General features: G+C 71.6%; 18 protein-coding genes. 5 read left to right on the forward strand and 13 right to left on the reverse strand.

The window, feature by feature from the left end; all coding sequences use genetic code 11:
• Positions 1-6: 6 nt before the first annotated feature.
• A complete protein-coding gene (locus ABZ880_RS17710; RefSeq protein WP_361263152.1) occupies positions 7-1,041 on the reverse strand; it encodes an L-idonate 5-dehydrogenase in 1,035 nt (344 codons plus the stop codon).
• Positions 1,042-1,202: 161 nt separating this feature from the next.
• Between ABZ880_RS17710 and ABZ880_RS17715 the strand changes: the two genes are divergently transcribed.
• Complete coding sequence (locus ABZ880_RS17715) at positions 1,203-1,727, forward strand: helix-turn-helix domain-containing protein (protein WP_361263155.1); 525 nt, start codon at positions 1,203-1,205, stop codon at positions 1,725-1,727.
• Between the two features lie 13 nt (positions 1,728-1,740).
• On the opposite strand, the gene ABZ880_RS17720 is transcribed toward ABZ880_RS17715, so the two are convergent.
• From ABZ880_RS17720 to manD, 3 genes are read right to left on the reverse strand one after another with little or no spacing between them, the layout of a single operon-like run.
• Positions 1,741-3,135: an MFS transporter gene (locus ABZ880_RS17720; RefSeq protein ID WP_361263159.1), complete on the reverse strand. Its 1,395-nt coding sequence runs from the start codon at positions 3,133-3,135 to the stop codon at positions 1,741-1,743.
• A gap of 52 nt (positions 3,136-3,187) precedes the next feature.
• Positions 3,188-4,555, reverse strand: coding sequence for a mannitol dehydrogenase family protein (locus tag ABZ880_RS17725; protein WP_361263161.1), 1,368 nt, complete (start codon positions 4,553-4,555; stop codon positions 3,188-3,190).
• The gene (manD, locus tag ABZ880_RS17730) at positions 4,552-5,760 is read right to left on the reverse strand and encodes a D-mannonate dehydratase ManD (RefSeq protein ID WP_361263164.1); all 1,209 of its coding nucleotides are present in this window, start codon (positions 5,758-5,760) and stop codon (positions 4,552-4,554) included. The genes ABZ880_RS17725 and manD overlap by 4 nt, the downstream gene beginning before the upstream one ends.
• A gap of 131 nt (positions 5,761-5,891) precedes the next feature.
• Between manD and ABZ880_RS17735 the strand changes: the two genes are divergently transcribed.
• Both ABZ880_RS17735 and ABZ880_RS17740 read left to right on the forward strand, forming a co-directional pair.
• Positions 5,892-6,605 (forward strand): GntR family transcriptional regulator, encoded by a 714-nt coding sequence (locus ABZ880_RS17735; RefSeq protein ID WP_361263165.1) that lies wholly within the window; start codon positions 5,892-5,894, stop codon positions 6,603-6,605.
• 80 nt (positions 6,606-6,685) lie between these two features.
• Positions 6,686-7,441: a hypothetical protein gene (locus ABZ880_RS17740; RefSeq protein ID WP_361263167.1), complete on the forward strand. Its 756-nt coding sequence runs from the start codon at positions 6,686-6,688 to the stop codon at positions 7,439-7,441.
• 52 nt (positions 7,442-7,493) lie between these two features.
• Here the strand turns inward: ABZ880_RS17740 and ABZ880_RS17745 are convergent, their stop codons facing one another.
• Positions 7,494-7,910 (reverse strand): 2-oxo acid dehydrogenase subunit E2, encoded by a 417-nt coding sequence (locus ABZ880_RS17745; protein WP_361263169.1) that lies wholly within the window; start codon positions 7,908-7,910, stop codon positions 7,494-7,496.
• A gap of 129 nt (positions 7,911-8,039) precedes the next feature.
• On the opposite strand from ABZ880_RS17745, the gene ABZ880_RS17750 reads away from it, so the two are divergent.
• Positions 8,040-8,498, forward strand: coding sequence for an SRPBCC family protein (locus ABZ880_RS17750; RefSeq protein ID WP_361263171.1), 459 nt, complete (start codon positions 8,040-8,042; stop codon positions 8,496-8,498).
• A gap of 139 nt (positions 8,499-8,637) precedes the next feature.
• Here ABZ880_RS17750 and ABZ880_RS17755 read toward each other — a convergent pair whose 3' ends face one another.
• Positions 8,638-8,901 (reverse strand): GlsB/YeaQ/YmgE family stress response membrane protein, encoded by a 264-nt coding sequence (locus ABZ880_RS17755; protein ID WP_361263174.1) that lies wholly within the window; start codon positions 8,899-8,901, stop codon positions 8,638-8,640.
• Positions 8,902-9,001: 100 nt separating this feature from the next.
• On the opposite strand from ABZ880_RS17755, the gene ABZ880_RS17760 reads away from it, so the two are divergent.
• On the forward strand, positions 9,002-10,528 hold the full coding sequence (locus ABZ880_RS17760; RefSeq protein WP_361263177.1) for an FAD-dependent oxidoreductase: 1,527 nt from the start codon (positions 9,002-9,004) through the stop codon (positions 10,526-10,528).
• 111 nt (positions 10,529-10,639) lie between these two features.
• On the opposite strand, the gene ABZ880_RS17765 is transcribed toward ABZ880_RS17760, so the two are convergent.
• The 7 genes from ABZ880_RS17765 to ABZ880_RS17795 form a co-directional block, all read right to left on the reverse strand.
• Positions 10,640-11,335 (reverse strand): DUF4232 domain-containing protein, encoded by a 696-nt coding sequence (locus ABZ880_RS17765; RefSeq protein ID WP_361263180.1) that lies wholly within the window; start codon positions 11,333-11,335, stop codon positions 10,640-10,642.
• Positions 11,336-11,501: 166 nt separating this feature from the next.
• Complete coding sequence (locus ABZ880_RS17770) at positions 11,502-13,106, reverse strand: MFS transporter (RefSeq protein ID WP_361263183.1); 1,605 nt, start codon at positions 13,104-13,106, stop codon at positions 11,502-11,504.
• A 145-nt stretch (positions 13,107-13,251) separates the two neighbouring features.
• The gene (locus ABZ880_RS17775; RefSeq protein WP_361263186.1) at positions 13,252-14,097 is read right to left on the reverse strand and encodes a PaaX family transcriptional regulator C-terminal domain-containing protein; all 846 of its coding nucleotides are present in this window, start codon (positions 14,095-14,097) and stop codon (positions 13,252-13,254) included.
• Positions 14,098-14,128: 31 nt separating this feature from the next.
• Positions 14,129-15,103 carry a sugar phosphate isomerase/epimerase gene (locus tag ABZ880_RS17780; RefSeq protein WP_361263189.1) on the reverse strand — a complete coding sequence of 325 codons (975 nt, stop codon included), beginning with the start codon at positions 15,101-15,103 and terminating at the stop codon, positions 14,129-14,131.
• Entirely contained in the window at positions 15,100-15,708 is a 609-nt protein-coding gene (locus ABZ880_RS17785; protein ID WP_361263192.1) for a nucleoside deaminase, read from the reverse strand. The genes ABZ880_RS17780 and ABZ880_RS17785 overlap by 4 nt, the downstream gene beginning before the upstream one ends.
• Positions 15,705-17,264, reverse strand: coding sequence for a GMC oxidoreductase (locus ABZ880_RS17790; RefSeq protein WP_361263195.1), 1,560 nt, complete (start codon positions 17,262-17,264; stop codon positions 15,705-15,707). The genes ABZ880_RS17785 and ABZ880_RS17790 overlap by 4 nt, the downstream gene beginning before the upstream one ends.
• A gap of 44 nt (positions 17,265-17,308) precedes the next feature.
• A complete protein-coding gene (locus tag ABZ880_RS17795) occupies positions 17,309-18,439 on the reverse strand; it encodes an ROK family transcriptional regulator (protein ID WP_361263479.1) in 1,131 nt (376 codons plus the stop codon).

Consider the following 18,439-nt stretch of genomic DNA (forward strand, 5'->3'; position numbering starts at 1 on the left):
GAACTCCTATGCCTCTGCGGCCAGCCGCAGCATGACCTTGCTGCTGCCGCTTCCCGGGTCGGCGGCGACCGCAAGGGCCTCCTCGGCACGCTCCAGCGGGAAGCGGTGGGTGATCAGCGGGCGTACGTCGAGACCGTCCCGGAGAGCGCGCAGCGCCTCGTCGATCTCGTCGACGAACCGGTAGGAGCCGATCCAGGTGATCTCCCGGGTCACCAGGTCGCCGAGGGCGGCGGGTACGGCCGTTCCGGGCAGGTTGCCGACCTGGACGACGGTGCCGGCCTTGGCCGTGGCCCGCAGGACGGGCCCGAGCGCGGCCGCGGCGCCGGAGGCCTCGAAGACCACGTCCATGTCGTCGGGCAGTACGTCACCGCTCGACAGGTCCCGTGTCTCGTCGGCGCCCATGGCCTTCGCCACGGACAGGGAAGCGGACGCGAGGTCGGCCGCGACGACCGTGTCCGCGCCGCCGAGCCGCGCGGCCGCCACGACCAGCGAGCCTATGGGCCCGCAGCCGTTGACCAGGACCGTGCGGCCACGCAGCGCGGGGACCCGGCCGGCGGCGTGCAGTGCGACCGCCAAGGGCTCGGCCAGCGCGCCCTGTTCGGTGTCGACGCCCTCGGGCAGCGCACGGATCTGGGCCGCGGGCACCGTACGGAACTCGCTGAACCCGCCGTCGGTGTGCGGGTCGAAGGCCGCCGAGCCGAAGTAGCGGACGCGTGGGTGGAGATTGGTCCGCCCGGCGATGCGGGAGGGAAGGCCGCCGTCGCCGACCAGTTGGGCCGGATGGACGGTCACCGCCTGTCCCTCGACGAGCCCGGTGACCCCCTCACCCAGCCCGGCGATCCGGCCCGCCACCTCGTGCCCGAGGACCAGCGGGTGCGCGAGCGCCGCCGTCCCCGAGGCGCCCTTCTTCCAGTAGGCGATGTCCGATCCGCAGATCCCGCCCCACTCCATGGCCATCAGCACCTCGCCCCGGCCGGGCACCGGGATCGCGCGTTCGTCGATGCGCAGGTCGCCGGGGCCGTGCACGACCACCGCCTTCATCGGGTTTCTCCTTTGTGGATATTCCCGGCTTCAGCCGGGGGAGGAAACGAAGCTCCTGCGGAGCAGGGCGGGGAAAGCCGGTTGGCCGCCAGGGCGGACCAGCGGTCTTCGGCCACCGGCCAACCCCCTCTATTCACATGGGATCTGATAGAACGTGAGGCATGACGCGGCAGGTCAAGCGGGCGTTCAAGTACCGCTTCTACCCCGCGGACGAGCAGGCGGCTGAGCTGTCGCGCACGTTCGGCTGCGTCCGCCTCGTCTACAACAAGGCGCTGGATGAACGCACCCGGGCCTGGTATGGCGAGCAGCGCCGCATCTCCTACGTGCAGTCGTCCGCCGCGCTGACGGAGTGGAAGAAGACCGAGGAACTCGCCTTCCTGGCGGAGGTGTCCTCCGTCCCGCTCCAGCAGGCGCTGCGCCACCTGCAGACCGCGTTCGCCAACTTCTTCGCCAAGCGCGCCAAGTACCCCCGGTACGTGCCGCTGAACGTCCGCGAGTGGACATGCGAGCACTGCGGTGCCGTACATGACCGCGACGTGAACGCGGCACGCAGCATCCTGGCCGCCGGGCTGGCGGCATCTGCCTGCGGAGACGGTGTAAGACCTCAACGGGAGTCCTCCCGGACGGGGCGGTCGTCGATGAAGCAGGAAGCCCAGCGGGCGACCGCTGGAAACCCCCGCCCTTAGGCGGGGGAGGAAGTCAAACGGCGTCCTCCAACCGGACCAGATCGCGTCCGCGTGTCTCGGGCGCGAGCAGCGCGCTGACGAAGGTGATGAGCGAGTAGACGACGAGCATCGCCGCGATGGGCCACCAGCTGCCGGTGACGGCCGTGAGGGTGGCCGCGAGGACCGGGCCGATCGCGGTGGCGAGGATGCCGCCGATCTCCTTGGCGAGGGCGAGCTGGGTGAACCGGGTGCGGGAGCCGAAGAGTTCGGCCATGGTGACGCTCTCCAGCGAGAACAGGCCGAGGACTCCGATGTTCAGGCCGAGGACCATGCCGAGCATCACGCCCGCCGTCGAGCCGGAGGTGATCAGGAGCATCACCGGGAAGGCGACGACGACCGTCAGCGCCGTGAGCGCGAGGTAGAGCGGGCGGCGCCCGAAGCGGTCACCGAGCAGACCGATGACCGGCACGGTGACGAAGCCGGCCAGCGAGCCGTACACGATGGCGTCCGTCGGGACGGACCGGCCGACCGCGAGGTTGGTGGCGATGTAGCCGACCAGGAACGTCTGCATCAGACCGGAGTTGCCCGCCTGGCCGAAGCGCAGCCCCAGCGCGAGGAAGAACGCCCTGCCTTTGCGCTGCCGGATGCCGGCCGCCAGCACGCTGCCCTCGTGCTCGTCGGCCGTGGCGATCGCGGACTCGACCTCGTCCTTGGCCATCGCCACACCGTCGACCACGTCGGGCCGCTCCTCGAAGACCGGGCTCTCCTTCAGCCCCCGGCGCAGCCAGAACGCGAACAGCATCAGCACGAAGCTCAGCAGGAACGGCAACCGCCAGCCCCAGGACAGCAGTTGGTCCTCGCTGAGCACGGAGAGCAGCACGGCCCACAGTCCGGAGGCGGCCAGCGTCCCGGAGTTGGTGCCGAGCGACACGAGAGAGGCGACCAGGCCGCGCCGCTTGACGGGCGCGTACTCGGCCAACAGCACGGTCGCGCCCGCGATTTCGGCACCCGCGCCGAAGCCCTGGATCAGCCGCAGCGCGACGAGCAGGATCGGCGCGAGGATGCCGATGGCGGCGTATGTGGGCAGGGCGCCGATGAGGGTGGTGGAGGCGCCCATCAGCAGGATGGTCAGGTACAGCACCTTCTTGCGGCCGATACGGTCGCCCATCCGCCCGAAGTAGACGGCGCCGGCGAGCCGGGCGACGTATCCGACGCCGTATGTCGCCATCGCGGCGATCAGCCCGATGGCGGGGCTGACGTCCGGGAAGAAGATCTTGTTGAAGACGATCGCGGCGGCCAGCGAGTACAGCTGGAAGTCCATGAACTCCATCGCCGTGCCGAGCCAGCCCGATACGGCGGCCCGGGCCAGGTCGCGTGTGGTTCGTCGGCCTGGGAGCGTCTGCTGAGCGGCTATGACGCTGTCCTTCATCGTGAACTCCGTTGTTCGGGGACAGAAGGGGAGCGAGCAGGGGGAGCGGGGATCAGATTTCGATGCGGCCGGCGCGCAGGGCGGGCAGTCGGTCCGTAACGGCTGCGGTGAGGGAGTCGTCGTCCGCCAGGTCCGCGGCGCCGAGGCCGCGCAGCTGGGCAGGAACCGTGTCGACTCGCCCGGTGTTCAACACCCAGGCGGCGAGGGCGAGTTCGAGGAACGGGGTGCTCGCGCCCCGGGTGCGCAGTTCGCGCAGAGCGGGCAGCCAGCGCTCCGGGATCTTCAGCGGGCCGTCGGTGCCGATCTGCCGGAGCAGGTGCCGCATGGCGGGGTTGCGGAAACGTACGACGAGATCGTCGGCGTACGACAGCGGATCGGGGCCGCCCGCGGGGAGGGTGGGGGCCAGCTCGGCGCACCACCCGCGCACCAGGCGCTCGCCCCAGTCCGCCGCCATTGTCTCGGCGATCGTGGTGAGGCCGGCCGCCATGCCGAGGTAGGCCAGGGCCGAGTGGGAGCCGTTCAGCAGTCGTAGCTTGGTGAGTTGATAGGGCGTCACATCCCGGACGAACAGGGCACCGTCGCGCTCCCACGGCGGCCGTGCGGCGGCGAAGGAGTCCTGCAGCACCCACTGCCGGTACGGTTCGGCCGTCACGGGCAGGGCGTCACGCACGCCGAGCGCCGCCAGAGCCCCGGCCCGGTCCTCCTCGCCGGTGGCCGGCACGATCCGGTCCACGACGGTCGCGGGGAAGGCGACGGCGTCCGTCATCCGATCCAGAATCCGGGCGCGGTCCGGCCAGTTGGACTCCCGCACGAAGTCGTGCACCACCCCGGCCAGCACAGCCCCGTTGTCCGCCATGTTGTCGCAGGACACGACACTGATCGGCGGCGCCCCCGCGCGCATCCGAGCAGCCAGTCCGGCGGCCAGACGACCGATCACGGTGGTGAGCGGGCCATCGGGGTCCGCCGTGAGGTCGGCGGCGACGGCCGCGGTGTCCAACCCGCCCGTCGACGGCGAGCGTTGATATCCCTTCTCGGTCACGGTCAGCGTCACGACCGTCACCTCGGGATCGGCCAGCAGCGCATCGACGGCCTTGGCATCGGGCCCCAGGACCAGCGCGTCCACGACCGAGCCCACGACACGACTCCGATTGCCCTCCGGACGCCGCTCGGTCAGCGAGTACAAGAAGTCCTGCGTGCGCAGGGCCCGCACGGTCTTTGCCGACCGGGGTGCGACCGCGGTGATGCCCCAGTCCTCACCGGAGAGGGCGGCGGCGCGCTCGGTGTAGAGGGCCTGGTGCGCCCGGTGGAAGGCGCCGAGCCCGAAGTGGACGACACGGGTGCGCAGTTGGGCCGGATCGACGGCCGGGCGCAGTCCGGCGGGGAGTCGGGAGACCGTCTCGCGGTTCAGTGCAGCGCTCACCAGTCGTGCACCGAGCCGTCGAGACGGCGCGCGACCGGCAGATAACGCCGCTGGTAGGGGAAGCGTTCGGCCGCCTTGTCGTCGTACTCGACACCGAGGCCCGGCTCGTCGGAGGGGTGCAGCATGCCGTCGGCGAAGGTGACGCCCGTACGGAACACCTCGGCGGTCTCGTCGGGGTGGCCCATGTACTCCTGGATGCCGAAGTTCGGCACGGCGATGTCGAGATGAACGGCGGCGGCCATGCTGACGGGGGAGAGGTCGGTCGCTCCGTGCGAGCCCGTACGCACCTGGTAGAGCGCGGCGAGGTCGAAGATCCGGCGCAGGTGGGTGATGCCGCCGGCGTGCACGACGGTCGTACGGACGTAGTCGATGAGCTGCTCGGTGATGAGGTGCTGGACGTCCCAGACGGAGTTCATCACCTCACCGACCGCGATCGGCGTCGTGGTGTGCTCGCGGATGAGGCGGAAGGACTCCTGGTTCTCGGCCGGCGTCGGGTCCTCCATCCAGAACAGCCGGCAGCCCTCCACGCTCTTGCCGAACCGGGCCGCCTCGATCGGGGTCAGCCGGTGGTGGATGTCGTGCAGGAGATGGAAGCCGAAGCCGAAGCGCTCCCGGACCGCCTCCAGATAGGTGGGCGCGAAGCGGAGGTAGGCCTCGGTGTCCCAGGGCTGCTCGTCGGGCAGTTCGGTCGCGGCCGGCTCGTAGACCTTGCCCTTGCGCACCCCGTACGTCCCCCCGACGTCGGGCACGGCGGCCTGCGCCCGTACGGCCTTGTAGCCCAGCTCCAGATAGCGCTCGACGTCGTCGAGGAGCGAGGGCACGTCGCTGCCGCTGGCGTGCGAGTAGACCAGGACGCCGTCGCGGGAGCGGCCGCCGAGGAGGTCGTGGACCGGGAGGCCGGCCGTCTTGCCCTTGATGTCCCACAGTGCCGTGTCGACGGCGGCGATCGCGGTCATGGTGACGGGGCCGCGCCGCCAGTAGGCGCCCTTGTAGAGGTACTGCCACATGTCCTCGATGCGGGCAGGGTCTCTCCCGATCAGCAGCGGCACCACGTGGTCGCGCAGATAGCTCGCGACGGCCAGCTCCCGCCCGTTGAGGGTCGCGTCGCCCAGCCCGGTCACCCCGTCGGTCGTGGTGATGCGCAGTGTGACGAACGTGCGCCCGGGGGAGGCGACGAGCACCTCGGCCCGCTCGATCTTGCTCACTGACGGCTCCCATCTTGTCGTACAGTACTTGTATACAAGCACCTGTCGCGCAGACGGACAAGACCTTTGCCCAGCTACGAAGGAGCTTTGCCCGGCTACGTGGGAGGCGCCCGGCTACGTAGGATGTGGCCATGGCTCAATCGAACGGGCGGCGGACGAGTCGGCGCGACATCTACCTGAAGTTGCGTCAGATGGTGCTGACCCTCGAACTCGCCCCGGGCGCCGCCCTGTCGGAGAACGAACTCGCCGCGTCACTGGGCGTCAGCCGCACCCCGGTGCGGGAGAGCCTGATCATGCTGGCCCAGGAGGGCCTGGTGCAGGTCTTCCCGAAGATCGGGTCGTTCGTGTCGCGGGTGGACCCGGCGCAGGTCGCTGACGCGCAGTTCCTGCGGGAGGCCGTGGAGCTCGCCTCGCTGGAGGATCTGCCCGGGCAGCTGGATGCGGCGCTGGTCGGGGAGCTGCGCGACAACCTCGAGCGTCAGCGGCGAGCGGACCTGGACCTGGAGGAGTTCTTCGCGCTGGACGAGGCGTTCCACCACGGCCTGATGCGGCTGAGCGGCCACGGCAACGTCTGGACCACGGTCGCCGCGGCCAAGGGCCACCTCGACCGGGCCCGGCGCCTCGGACTGCACGAGAACGTGTCCCCGGCCGTGTTCGCCACCCAGCACCACGAGATCTTCGAGGCCATCGTCGGCGGCGACATCCCGCTGGCCCGCAGCGCCATGCGCACCCACCTGCGCGCCGTCTTCAGCGACATCGAACGCATCCGCGCGCACTCGCCCGAACTCTTCGCCACCGATGCCTCGACGGTGCCGGTGCGGCGGAACGTCGTCGTCTGGGAGTGACGGGCGGCCCCATTGCGGGAATGCTGCGGGCACGGTCGGCGTGAGCTCTCGTGCCGACTCCGCGGGGGGACGGGGGCCGCATGCAGTTCATCGAGGTGACCGAGCTGGCGGGGGTCCGCTCGGCGGTCATACGCTTCAGCAAGCCGGGAACGGGGCTCGAATTCCTGCTCTTCCCGATGATCCATCTGGGCGAGGCGGCCTTCTACCAGGAAGTGACGGCCCTGCTGCGGCGCCGCTGCGACCTCGTCGTCGCCGAGGGAGTCGGCGAGGGCTCGCCCGGCGCGAAGGCGCTCGCGGACTCGTACGCACGGCTGGACCGGCACGAGCGGCTGGGGCTCGTCGTGCAGGACATCGACTTCGACACGCTCGGCGTGCCCGTGATCTGCCCCGACATGGGCGGGCGGGAGTTCGAAGAGGGCTTCCGGCGGCTGCCGCTGAAGGAACGCGCCGTGCTGGCCACGGTCGTGCCGGCCGTCACGGCGGGCATGCGGCTGTTCGGCACCCGCCGCTACCTCGCCCGGCACCTGGCGACCGAGGACCTGCTCAGCGAGGCCGAGGAGGCGACGGCGGAATTCTGGCCCGGCCTGGAGGACCTGGTGATGCGACGCCGGGACAAGCTGCTCACCCGCGCACTGACGGACTTCCACCGCGCCTCCGCCGACCGCTCGGACTCCTTCACCATCGGCGTCGTCTACGGCGCCGACCACATGCGCGCCGCGGCCGACACCCTGGTCGGCCTGGGCTACCACGCGGCGGACGCGGACTGGGTGACGGTGTTCCATCTGGAGCCGCCGGAGGGATCGGGCCCGGAGGGGACTCGGGCCCGCTCGGCGTGATCCGTGTGGCGCTGCGCGGTGCCGCCCCGGGTGCTGCGGCACCCCCAGTCGCTCAGCAGCCTTTGCGATGCCGTCCACGACATGACTCGCAGGGAGCCGGCCGCCGTCGCAGACGCGGTGGTCGAAGGCCGGGGAGACGGCGTGAACGTGCCGCCGGTGCGGTGCTCGGCGGGCAGTCGCCCTCGGCCGTCGAGGGCGGTGAGCCGCCGCAGCTCGCCGCCGAGGACGTCGAGCGACAGACGGTCGGCGTCCGGGCCACGGGAACCACCAGGCCGTGGTCCGTCTGGGCGGCGAAGCCGAGATGCACCTGGGGGAGGACGATCTCCCGACGGCCTTCCTCGACACGGGAGTTGAGCTCCGGGAACTCGGCCGGCGCGTCGATGCCGACGCGGGCGAGCAGCGGCATCAGGCCCGTCCCGTGGGCGGCGTGGGCCGCGAGCAGCCGTTTGTGCAGTACGTCGACGAGCACTGGACCGACATACGCCCGACGAGCCGTGTCCGTAGCGGTGCCGATCCGGGGTACTCGGCTCGCTGTCCGTGATCCGCACGGCGGGCAGCCGTCCGCGCCCGTCGATGTTCCAGGGAGGCAGGCGCAGTCATGAGCACAGTGAAAGAAGCGGTCGAGGTCGCCGTACCGGTGCGTACCGCGTACAACCAGTGGACTCAGTTCGCGGAGTTCCCGAGGTTCATGGAGGGCGTCGAAGAGGTGACGCAGCTCGACGACACCCACAACCACTGGACCACCAAGATCGGTGGTGTGCGGCGGGAGTTCGACACCGAGATCGTGGACCAGCTTCCGGACGAGAGGATCGCCTGGCGCACCATCGGCGGCGACACCAAGCAGATGGGCATGGTGCGCTTCCAGAGCCTGGACGACCTGCACACCCGCGTCGAACTCGTCATGGACATCGATTCGAGCGGTCCGGCGGAGAAGACCGCCGACCTCCTCGGACTGATGAACCGGCGGGTCAAGGGCGACATGCGGCGCTTCAAGGAGTTCATCGAGGAGCGCGGCGGCGAGTCCGGTTCGTGGCGCGGCCGTGTCACTCCGGGATGAGAGCCGCTCCGTCCCGAGACACCCGGCATGACGGTCCGGGACAACTGCCGAGAGCTCGGCGGCAGGCGCCGGCCGACGGCCTCCCCGGCCACGACCGGCCACCCGTGCTGCCGGAACCGGTGGGTGCGGTCGGCGCCGGTCAGTGTCGTATCTTCACCTTGTGGATCGCGGTGACGCCGAGCGCCGCGAGGGCGATCTGGATGAGCCATTCGATCCAGTCGACGCCCTTGGTGTCGGCGACGTCGAGTCCGGATGCGATGCCGGTTCCGATGAACGCGGCGACGATGCCGATGAGAATCGTCCACAGAACGCCGATGCGCTGGCGGCCGGGGACAACGAGTCGGCCGAGAATGCCGAGCACGATGCCGATGAGGATCGCGCTGATCACGCCTGAAATCTCCATGAGCGGTCTGTCACCCCTCCGTCGTTGTTGACGTTCGAGTGCCCGTTCGAGACGCCGCCACTCCTTGGTTCGGTGGGCGTGCCCGGGGAACTCGGCGCCCATGAACACCTTCGCGGCCGAGCAGGGTTCGTACTGGATCGAGACGGCTCCCCAGGGAGACCCTCACCCGTCCCTGGACCGTGACCTCACGGTCGACGTCGCCGTGATCGGTGCGGGCATCGCGGGACTCAGCACGGCGTGGGAGCTGGCCCGGACCGGGCGTGGCGTGGCGCTCCTGGAGGCCGGCCGGGTGGCCGCGGGGGTCACCGGTCACACCACCGCCAAACTGACCGTGCTGCACACCCTCGTCTACGAGCGGCTGCGCCGGATCCGCGGCCCGGAGGCCGCTCAGCTGTATGCGCAGTCCCAGACGGAAGCCGTCCGCCGTGCCGCCGAGCTGGTCGAGGAACTCGGCATCGACTGTGACTGGGAGGAGCGGGCGGCCTACACCTACGCCGAGGACACCGCGCTCGTCGGGGAACTGATGGCCGAGGCGGAGGCCGCCCGTGCGGCGGGCCTGCCCGCCGACTACGTGACCGGGACGCAGCTGCCGTTCCCCGTCGCCGGTGCGGTCCGCGTCGCCGAGCAGGCGCAGTTCCATCCCCGCAAATACCTCCTCGCCCTCGCCGACGACCTGCACCGGCGGGGCGCACTGATCTACGAGCACACCCGTGTCGTCGGCCTCAAGGAGGGCGAGCCCTGCCGCCTGACCACCGAGGGAGGAGCCACGGTCACCGCCGATGACGTCGTCGTCGCCACCCACTACCCCATCTTCGACCGGGCGCTGCTCTTCACCCGGCTCTCCCCGCGCCGGGAACTGGTGTGGGCCGCACCCATTCCGTCCGAGCTCGATCCGCAGGGCATGTTCATCACCCCCGAGCAGCGCACCCGCTCGGTGCGCACGGCTCCGTACGACGACGGGCAGCGTCTGCTGATCGTCACCGGTGAGCACTTCACGCCGGGTGCCGGCCATGTCGACAGGCGGTTCGAACGCCTCGCCGACTGGGCCGTGGAGCACTTCGGGAAGCTCGACTTCACACACCGCTGGGCCACGCAGGACAACGACTCCACCGACTCCGTGCCGCTCGTGGGCCCGCTCCCCACGGCGAGCCGCCACACCTACGTGGCGACGGGATTCGGCGGCTGGGGCCTGAGCAGCGGCATCATGGCCGGCCGGCTCCTGACCGACCTGATCAGCGGGCGGAAGTGCCGGTGGAGCGGGCTGTACGACCCCCGCCGGCTGGGCACGGTCATCCGCGAGGCGCCCGCCTTCCTCAGGCACCAGGCCCAGGTCGCCCGGCACTTCGTCGGCGACCGGCTGCCCTCGGTGCCGAGTGTCTCGGTCGACGACATCGCCCGGGGAGACGGGGCGGTCGTCCTTGCCGGCGGGCACCACTGCGCGGTCCATCGCGACGAGGACGGAGAGCTCCACGCCGTGGCCGCGCGCTGCAGCCATCTGGGCTGTCTGGTCGCCTTCAACCGGACGGAACGCACCTGGGAGTGCCCCTGCCACGGCTCCCGCTTCGACCCGGACGGGAACGTCCTCCAGGGCCCGGCGACGGGGCCGCTGGAGCGGCGGAACGTCTGAGGGCCACGAGAGGCCGGCGTGCAGGCCCGGGCGCGAACCGGGGCACGGCGGCCGGGCTCAACCTCCTCGCAGAGCAACGAGGTTGAGCCCGGCCGCCGTTCCCCCGTGCGTTCAGGAGAGCTTCGCCGCCGACACCGCGGTGGCCGTCACCGTGTTGTCGCACTCGGCGAAGACACCGTCGTTCAGGGCGACTTGGTGCGCCCCGGAGCCGGGCAGAGCGACCACCAGGGTCGGGTACGACACGGGCTTGGAGCCGGATTCGCAGTAGCCGTCGGCCTCGCCCTGGACCTGTACGAAGGTCAGCTTGAGCCAGGCCTTGCCGCCCGGTGCCACCTTCACCGGCGTGGCGGAGCCCGTGGGCGTCACCTTCAGCGGGGCGTTGTGCTGCGGGGAGCCGTTGCCCGCGCCGGCCACCGTGGGGTGGCCCTGCAGCAGGCACGGGGCACCGGAGGTGTTGGTGAACTCGATGATCGCGGCTCCGGTTCCGGTGCCGTCCGGGCGATCGGTGGCCTGGTATGCGGCCGCCTCAAGGGCGGTCGCCGCGCACGTCTTCGCGGTCGTACCGGTGGATCCGGATCCGGATATGGGGGAAGCCGTCGCGGTCGGCGCCTTCGACGTGGGCGCGTCGGAGGCTTCCGGGGCCTTCGTGCCCGGTGTCGTGGAAGCGGACGGCGAGCTGCTCGGCGCGTTCGACGACGATTCGGCCCCCGCCTTGGAGCCGCCGGCCTGACACGCGGTCACCGACAGGGCGGCCAGGAGCGCGGCGATCGCCGGCGCGGCCTTGCGGATGCCGTTCACGTACTGCATGGAGTCCCCCGAGTTCGGATGGTGCGGGGCCGGTCCTCGCCGGCGCCCGCCGATGGAGACACAGCTGCCTCACCGGGGGTTTCTCCTGTGGATCACCTGTGACAGTTCGGTGACCGGACGGTGCCGACCCGCAGGCCGGAACCGTCCGGTGCATGAGCCGGGGAGGTCAGGCGGCAGCGGGCGCCTCGTCCTTCGCGAGGCCCACCGTCGCGGCCTCGTCGCCCTTGCCGCGCAGGGCGATCACGCTGAGGAGGCAGCACGCCAGGGCCGCGATGCCGCAGACCACGTAGCCGATCGCGTAACCGTTGCCGAGGGCCTCCAGGGCGATCGGGGCCGCGCCGCCCGGTGGGGACGACGGCGGGACCGAGTTGGAGGCCAGCGGGCCGCCCTCGGCCGCCACCTGCCCGGCCGCCGCCTTGACCTCGGCCGACAGGCTGGAGGTCGCCAGCTTCTGGGTGAACTCGTCCGCGGCGCGGCTGAGGGCGATCGCGCCGATGACCGCCGGGCCGAGCGTGAAGCCGAAGTCGCGCAGGAGACTCGTCGACGCGCTGGCCATGCCCGCGTAGTGGACCTCCACCGTGTTGACGGCCGTCGCGGTGATCGAGGAGACGGTCAGCGCGAAGCCGATGCCGACCAGGCCGATGGGCAGGATGAGCGAGGTCAGGGCGCGGTCGTGGACCGAGAGGGTCGCGGCGATGAAGTCGCCGGTCGCCATGAGCGCCAGACCGGCGCCGAGCACCCAGCGCGGGCTGACCTTCTCCAGCAGCCGGGAGATCAGCGGCATCAGCAGCAGCGTCCAGGCGTTGAGCAGGATGAAGGCGAACGAGCCGCGCAGCGGGCTCTGGTGCTGGATCGGGCCGAGCCGGATGCTGGTCGCGTACGCGGTGCCGAGGTAGCTGAACATGCCGACCACCGCGACGAACGACGCCACCGCGAAGGCCCGGTTCTTGAACAGGTCGAGCCTCAACAGCGGGGAGGCGGCCCGGCGTTCGGCCACCACGAACAGCACGATGAACACCGCCGCGACCACGTACGCGATCACCACCGGCGTGGCGGTCCAGCCGTCCGCCGGGCCCTGGATCACGGCGTACAGCAGGGCGAACATGCCGATGCCGATGGTGATCTGACCGGCCAGGTCGAGTGAACGGCCCTCCGGGGCGCTGGAGTTGTGCGCGAGGAACTGGCTGAGCAGCGTGCTGATCACGGCCAGGCCCGTGACGACGATGAACGCCCACCGCCAGGAGCCGTAGTTGCCGGTGATGCCGCCCAGGACCGGGGCGACGAAGCCGCCGCTGGACAGGGCGGCCGCCCAGATCGTGATGGTGCGGGCGCGGTCGCGGGCCGAGTGGGTGCCCGAGGCGATCATCGCGAGCGAGGTCGGGAACAGCGCCGCCGCGCCCAGACCGGCGATGGCCTGGCCCACCCAGAGCATGTGGATGCCGGTGCTGGCGGCGGCCAGCGCCTCGCCGGCCACCAGCAGTCCGCCGCCGCCGACCAGCAGCCGCTTGCGGCCGAAGAGGTCGCCGAGGACGCCGAAGGTCAGCTCCAGGACGGAGACGGGCAGCAGGAACGCGTCCGAGATCCAGGTCAGCTGCGAGCCGACGGGGTGCAGGTCCTCCTGGAAGAGTCCGTTGAGGGTGGCCGGCATGGCGAGGGCGATCTGGGCCAGGCAGACCGCGAAACAGCCGGCGACGAGGGTGCCGACGGGGAGGCCGCCGGACGACGGTCCGGCGGCGGTGGAAGCGGGTTCGGTGCGTGTTTCAGTGGACACGTGGGGCTCCCCTTTGAGCGGGTTTGTCGGGGGATGACGGAGCCGTGAAGCGCTGCGAATGTAGGGCAGTTTTTCGACGGCGGTCAATGGGTTGCCCAGTATTGGTGGACAGACCTCTCCGCCCAGGGGCGGTGAAGGAGGGGTCCTAGGAGGCCGCCACCGCGATCACGTCCAGCGTGCTCGCGGCCTCCCGGCCCGCCAACTCCGCGTAACGGCCCGCGAGTTCACGGAAGAGCTGCTCCGCGCGGGCGGCCGGCCAGTCCTCGGGCAGGTGCTCTGCGGGCAGATGCGGATCCTGGCGGACCTGCTCCAGCCAGTCGGTGTGCAGCAGCAGCTGCCGTACGAGCGCCCCGGCCTCGTCCGCCTCCGCGGCGCCCGTGCTCCAGCGGGCCAGGCACGCCTCGTAGCCCTTGGCGACGGACTCCACGTCGAACGCCGTGCGCAGGACCGTGCGGGCGTCGCTCGGACCGGCGGCCGCGGCCCCCTGGAAGACCCGCAGATACGCGTCGAGGCCCAGCCCCGCGACCACCTCGGGCACATCCACCGTGCCGGGCGCCACCCACAGGCCGTTCTGCAGCGGGCCGAAACCGCTCCACACCAGCCGGGAGCGCAGGTCGTGCCGCTCGCTGCGCCAGGCTTCCGGCAAGGAGAAGCCGACCAGGGTCCAGGTGCCGTCCCAGTCCCGGTTGACCGCGCCGGTGCACCAGATCCGGTCATGGCCGTCCTGCAGGACGCGGGCGGCGCGCGGGGTCGGCCCGAAGTACGTCTTGCGGCCCCGCCGGTGCCGCTCCAGCAGGCCGCGTTTGACCATGCGGGTCAGCGTGGACCGTACGGCGTCCTCGGTGATCCCGGCCCGCCCGAACACGTCGATCAGACAGCCGGCCGCCACCGCGACGTCCCGGCCGAGGGCGTGGATGCCGAAGAAGGTCAGCATCAACGACTGCGGCCGGGGCGCGCCGCCCGCCTGGTCCGGCTGATCGAAGCTGGTCACGGGGCAAGGGTAGATGCGGTCCGGGGACCGATCATTCCCAGGATGCGTTCGCGGTCTCCGTCCCCGCCCGGAGCGAGACTTGCTTCCCCGCCCGGAGTGCGACCTCGGTCCCCGCCCGGAGCGCGGCCACCGGATCGGCCGCCTCGTCCAGTTCGATGAGCACGGTGCCGGCGCCCGGGGTGCGGGACATCGCGTCGGCCCAGCCGTGCCAGTCGACGACACCCGTGCCCAGCGCGGTCATGTACGGCTGCTGCCGGGCGAAGATCGTGTCGTCGACGGTCAGGTGGACGTCGATCGGTCCGACCGCGTCCTTCCAGTGCGCGAGCGCGATGCGCGGGGCGTGGCGGCGCGCCACGGCGACGGGGTCGCCGCCGCCGAGTGCGATGTGGCAGGAGTCGGGGCACAGCCACACGTAGCGCGGGTCGGTCAGGGCCATGAACAGGTCGATGTCCCGCTCGTACCAGAGCGTGCTGTGCGACTCCGTGTGGAGGGCGAGCTTCACGCCGTGCCGGGAGACGGCCTCGCCGACCGCGTGCGCGATGTCGGCCATCCGCGTCATGTACGCGGCGTCGACGAAGAAGGGCGGACGCGTCCCGAACGTCGTACGCATGGGCAGCCCGGTCACCAGGATTTCCGCGCCCGCTTCGGTGAGGAAGGCCGCGCGCCGCTCGGCGTCGGCGACGATCGCGGGCAGGTTGTCGCCGAGCCGCCAGTCGGCGGCGTCGGCATCGGCGATGAAGGCGCTCACCACGGACAGGCCACGGGCGGCGAGTTCGCGGCGGAAGGAGGCCGCGCTGTCGAAGGCCCGCAGAGCCGAGTCGATGCCGCCGGGAGCGAAGGTCAGCTCGATGCCGGTGACGCCTGCCTCGGCCAGCGCGTCCATCACCCGTACCCAGAAGGCCTTGGGGTTGTCGTGGGCCCAGTCGCGCAGGGCGTCGGCGGAGTCGAGTCCCCAGAACTCCGGGTGGTAGAACGTGACGACGTCGGTCGCGAACCGCGGGGTCACTCCTCACCTCCGCGGGCGTTGTAGACGGTGACGTCGTCGGAGTCGACGGCCTGCCGGTAGTTGCGGAACACGTCAAGGGCCTCGTCCCGGAGCACGTCCCCCGTGACCTTGATGCCGCGTGCCTCGAACTGCTCGGCCCAGTCCGCGCCGAGCGGTCCCTCGTCGAACGTGGTGATCTCCTCCAGCTCCGGGCCCTCGCCGGCGACCACGAGGCCGCGTACGCCGGACCACATGGTGGCGCCGTAACACTGCACGCAGGGACGCCAGTTGACGACCAGCTCGTGCGCCTGCCGCCCCTCGCCGCCGAGGTCCCAGCTGCCGGTCGCCTTCTGCGCCAGGCCGAGTGCGAGGACCTCGGCGTGTGCGCTGGAGACGCCCGAGAGGAGGACGACGTTCACGCCGACCGAGACGATCCGGCCGGTGTCCTGCTCGGCGACGAGCGCGGCGAACGGACCGCCGTTGCCCTCGCGCCAGTTGCGGTCGGCGAGACGGTGCACCAGGCGCATCCGGTCCTCGCGGCCGGGGACCACGCCGGGCACGTCGGCCAGCTCGTCGTCGATCCACGCCGGCAGTGCCACGCGGTATTCCCTGGCGATGTCGATCACGATCGGACTTCCTCTCCAAGTGCCGCACGGCGTGCGGCAGTTGCGGTGGTCCGTACGGCGACGGCACGCGCGGCCCGTACGGCGGTCACCGCGCCGGTCAGGGTGACGTTGGCGGCCATCGCGGTGGGGATCACGCCGTTGCCGGCGAGGTACAGATTGTCGTGGCCCCACACCCGGCCGTCCGGGTCGCACACGCCGGTGCCGTCGTCGGCGACGCCGGCCCGGACGGTGCCGGTCAGGTGCAGCGACGAGCCGGGCGGCAGCAGCGCGCTCTCGCTCGCCGGGTCGAAGGGGCCGAACTCCTCGGCCAGCGACCGGACTTCGGCCAGTCCTCGCCGTATCAGCGCACGGTCGGTGTCGGAGTAGGCGAACTCGATGCCGATCCGCGGCATCCCGGCGAGGTCGGTCTCGGTCGTCGAGAAGACGAGGCGGTTCTCGGGGCGGGACTCGACCGGGGCGTACAGCGAGAGGCCCACGGAGTGCGCGAGGGGGCGGCCGGTCTCGTCGACGTAGGTGCGGTTCATGATCTGGCCGTGGAACGGCTGCGCCGCTCCGTTCTGCGGCAGCCAGAGCGAGTCCGTGCTGAACTCGCCGGGCCGCGGCAGCGGAAGCGCGTCGAGGTCGAGGCCGAACCGGTCGAGGTCGAGCAGCACCCGGGCGGTGATGAACGCGTGCTCGTTGAGGTGCCGGCCCAGCGCCCGGGGCCTGATGCCGGAGGCGAACAGCAGCTGGGGTGTGCGCAGCGCGTCGGCGCACACCACCACGGCGTCGGCACGGAGCTCCGAGGTGGCGCCGTCGGCGACGCGCTTCAGCCGGGCGCCGGCCACCCGGCCGTCGTCGGACACGAGCAGCCGTGTCACGAGCGTCCCGGTCACCAGCGTGAACGCGGGGTCCCCGCCCGTCGCGATCGCGGGGAAGACGGTTCCGGGAGCCGTGCGCGGCATGGGGCCCGAGGCCGTCGCGGCGACCGCCATGGGCATCGGCTGCGGGCGCCGATCGCCCGGTCCGACGCCGTCGTAGCGGCGGCGCAGCACATCGAGCACCAGCCGGCCGACCCCGGTCGGGCCGATCGCGGCGGGCGTGACCGCCAGCACCCGGCGCGCGGTCTCCAGGTCCGCCGCCCAGCGCACCGGGTCGCCGAAGTCGAAGACCTCGTCCCCGGCGGGCCACGGCGTCGCGGCGGTCCAGTGCACACCCATGCCCCCCGCGTTCCACGCCAGCGCGGCCTGAGGCATCGCCTCGGCGTCCTCTCCGAGGGCGAGCGCGTGGTACATGCCGGGCGGCAGCCCGGGGAGGCTGTCCGCGACCTCGCGCACCACCTCGGCGCCCGTGTACATGCCCTGGATTCCGGTGGCGACCTGCTCGTTGTAGCGCGACCACAGGGCCGGGTCGTCGAGGTCGTGCAGATGCAGGCCGGGCGTCTCGCCGATCGCGCTGCCGCCGTCGACCATGACGATCTCCAGGGCCGGATCGGTCTCGCGCAGCAGCCGCGCCACGACGGATCCCATGATGCCGCTGCCCACGATGAGGACGTCGGCACGGGGTGTACGGGTCACAGTGGGACTCCAGGGTGAGTCTGATGACGTGGGGGAGTGGGGGATCACTTGGCGGGTGCGAGCGGGCCGAACAGCTCGGTGTCCATGCGGTCGAGCGCCAGCTTGACGGCGCCGATGAGCGTGGCGTCGCGGCCCAGACCGGTGGCGCGCACCTCGACCGCGGGGGTGCGGGCGGCGCGCAGCGCGTCCCGCACCCGGGGCAGCAGCACGTCGGCCGCGTCCTCCAGACCGCCGCCGAGCACGATCAGCGAGGGCGCGACCGTCCACGACAGGGTGGTGAGGATCGACGCGATGTTCTCCACGAGCTCGTCGACCTCGGCGAGCGCCGTCGAGTCGCCGGCCCGGGCCGCGTCGAACAGGCCGAGGGCGATGCGCCGTTGGGCCGGTTCCGGTGAGGTCAGCCAAGCCACCGGGCGGTCCTCGACCGAGCCGGTCGGCATCGACGCCGCCTCGACGATCTCGCCCGCGGCACCGTCAAGACCGCGGTGCACCGTGCCCCGGATGAGGATGCCGAGGCCGGTCCGGTTGCCGAGAATCGCCCATACGACGGTGTCGTGACCGCCGGCCACGCCCCGCCAACGCTCCCCGAGCGCACCGAGGTTGGTGTCGTTGTCCGCGAACCAGGGCACCCGGATGCGCCGACCGAGCTCCTCGGGCAGATGCACTCCCTGCCAGCGCGTCGTGTGCACCAGCCGCCGGACCACTCCCTCGTCGTCGATCGCACCGCCGCTCGCGACCGCACCGGCGCGCAGCCGGTCCGGTGATCCGCCCGCGGCCTCGAGCGCGGCCAGCACCAGCGACGCCGCGTCGTCGAGGGTGAGCTGCGGATCCTGGTAGGCGCGCAGCGGCCGGTGCGCACGGCCGACGATGCGGCCGCGCACGTCGGCCACGACCGCGGACACGTCCTCGGTGGTGATCTGCACGGCCGCCAACAGGGCGTGCTCGGCGCGCAGTTCGTAGCGGCGGGCCGGACGCCCGGCACAGCCGACGGTCGGCGCGCGGTCCAACTCGCTGACCCAGCCCGCCTCGACGAGCGAGTCCAGAATCAGCTCGATGGTCCGGCGGGACAGGTCGGTCTGCTCGGCGAGCGCGGTCAGCGTCGTCGGCCCGGCGGATACCGCCAACGCCCGCAGGATCACCGAGGTGTTGACCCGTCGGACGGCGCTCTGGTTCAT

Source organism: Streptomyces sp. NPDC047043, assembly GCF_040644055.1.
Lineage (GTDB): Bacteria > Actinomycetota > Actinomycetes > Streptomycetales > Streptomycetaceae > Streptomyces.

Excerpts from the sequence above, each read along its gene's own strand:
- ABZ880_RS17760 (WP_361263177.1), top strand. The coding sequence starts at position 9,002 with ATGAACACCTTCGCGGCCGAGCAGGGTTCGTACTGGATCGAGACGGCT.
- ABZ880_RS17795 (WP_361263479.1), bottom strand. The coding sequence starts at position 18,439 with ATGAACCAGAGCGCCGTCCGACGGGTCAACACCTCGGTGATCCTGCGG.
- ABZ880_RS17710 (WP_361263152.1), bottom strand. The coding sequence starts at position 1,041 with ATGAAGGCGGTGGTCGTGCACGGCCCCGGCGACCTGCGCATCGACGAA.
- ABZ880_RS17765 (WP_361263180.1), bottom strand. The coding sequence starts at position 11,335 with ATGCAGTACGTGAACGGCATCCGCAAGGCCGCGCCGGCGATCGCCGCG.
- ABZ880_RS17755 (WP_361263174.1), bottom strand. The coding sequence starts at position 8,901 with ATGGAGATTTCAGGCGTGATCAGCGCGATCCTCATCGGCATCGTGCTC.
- ABZ880_RS17715 (WP_361263155.1), top strand. The coding sequence starts at position 1,203 with ATGACGCGGCAGGTCAAGCGGGCGTTCAAGTACCGCTTCTACCCCGCG.
- ABZ880_RS17735 (WP_361263165.1), top strand. The coding sequence starts at position 5,892 with ATGGCTCAATCGAACGGGCGGCGGACGAGTCGGCGCGACATCTACCTG.
- ABZ880_RS17720 (WP_361263159.1), bottom strand. The coding sequence starts at position 3,135 with ATGAAGGACAGCGTCATAGCCGCTCAGCAGACGCTCCCAGGCCGACGA.
- ABZ880_RS17740 (WP_361263167.1), top strand. The coding sequence starts at position 6,686 with ATGCAGTTCATCGAGGTGACCGAGCTGGCGGGGGTCCGCTCGGCGGTC.
- ABZ880_RS17750 (WP_361263171.1), top strand. The coding sequence starts at position 8,040 with ATGAGCACAGTGAAAGAAGCGGTCGAGGTCGCCGTACCGGTGCGTACC.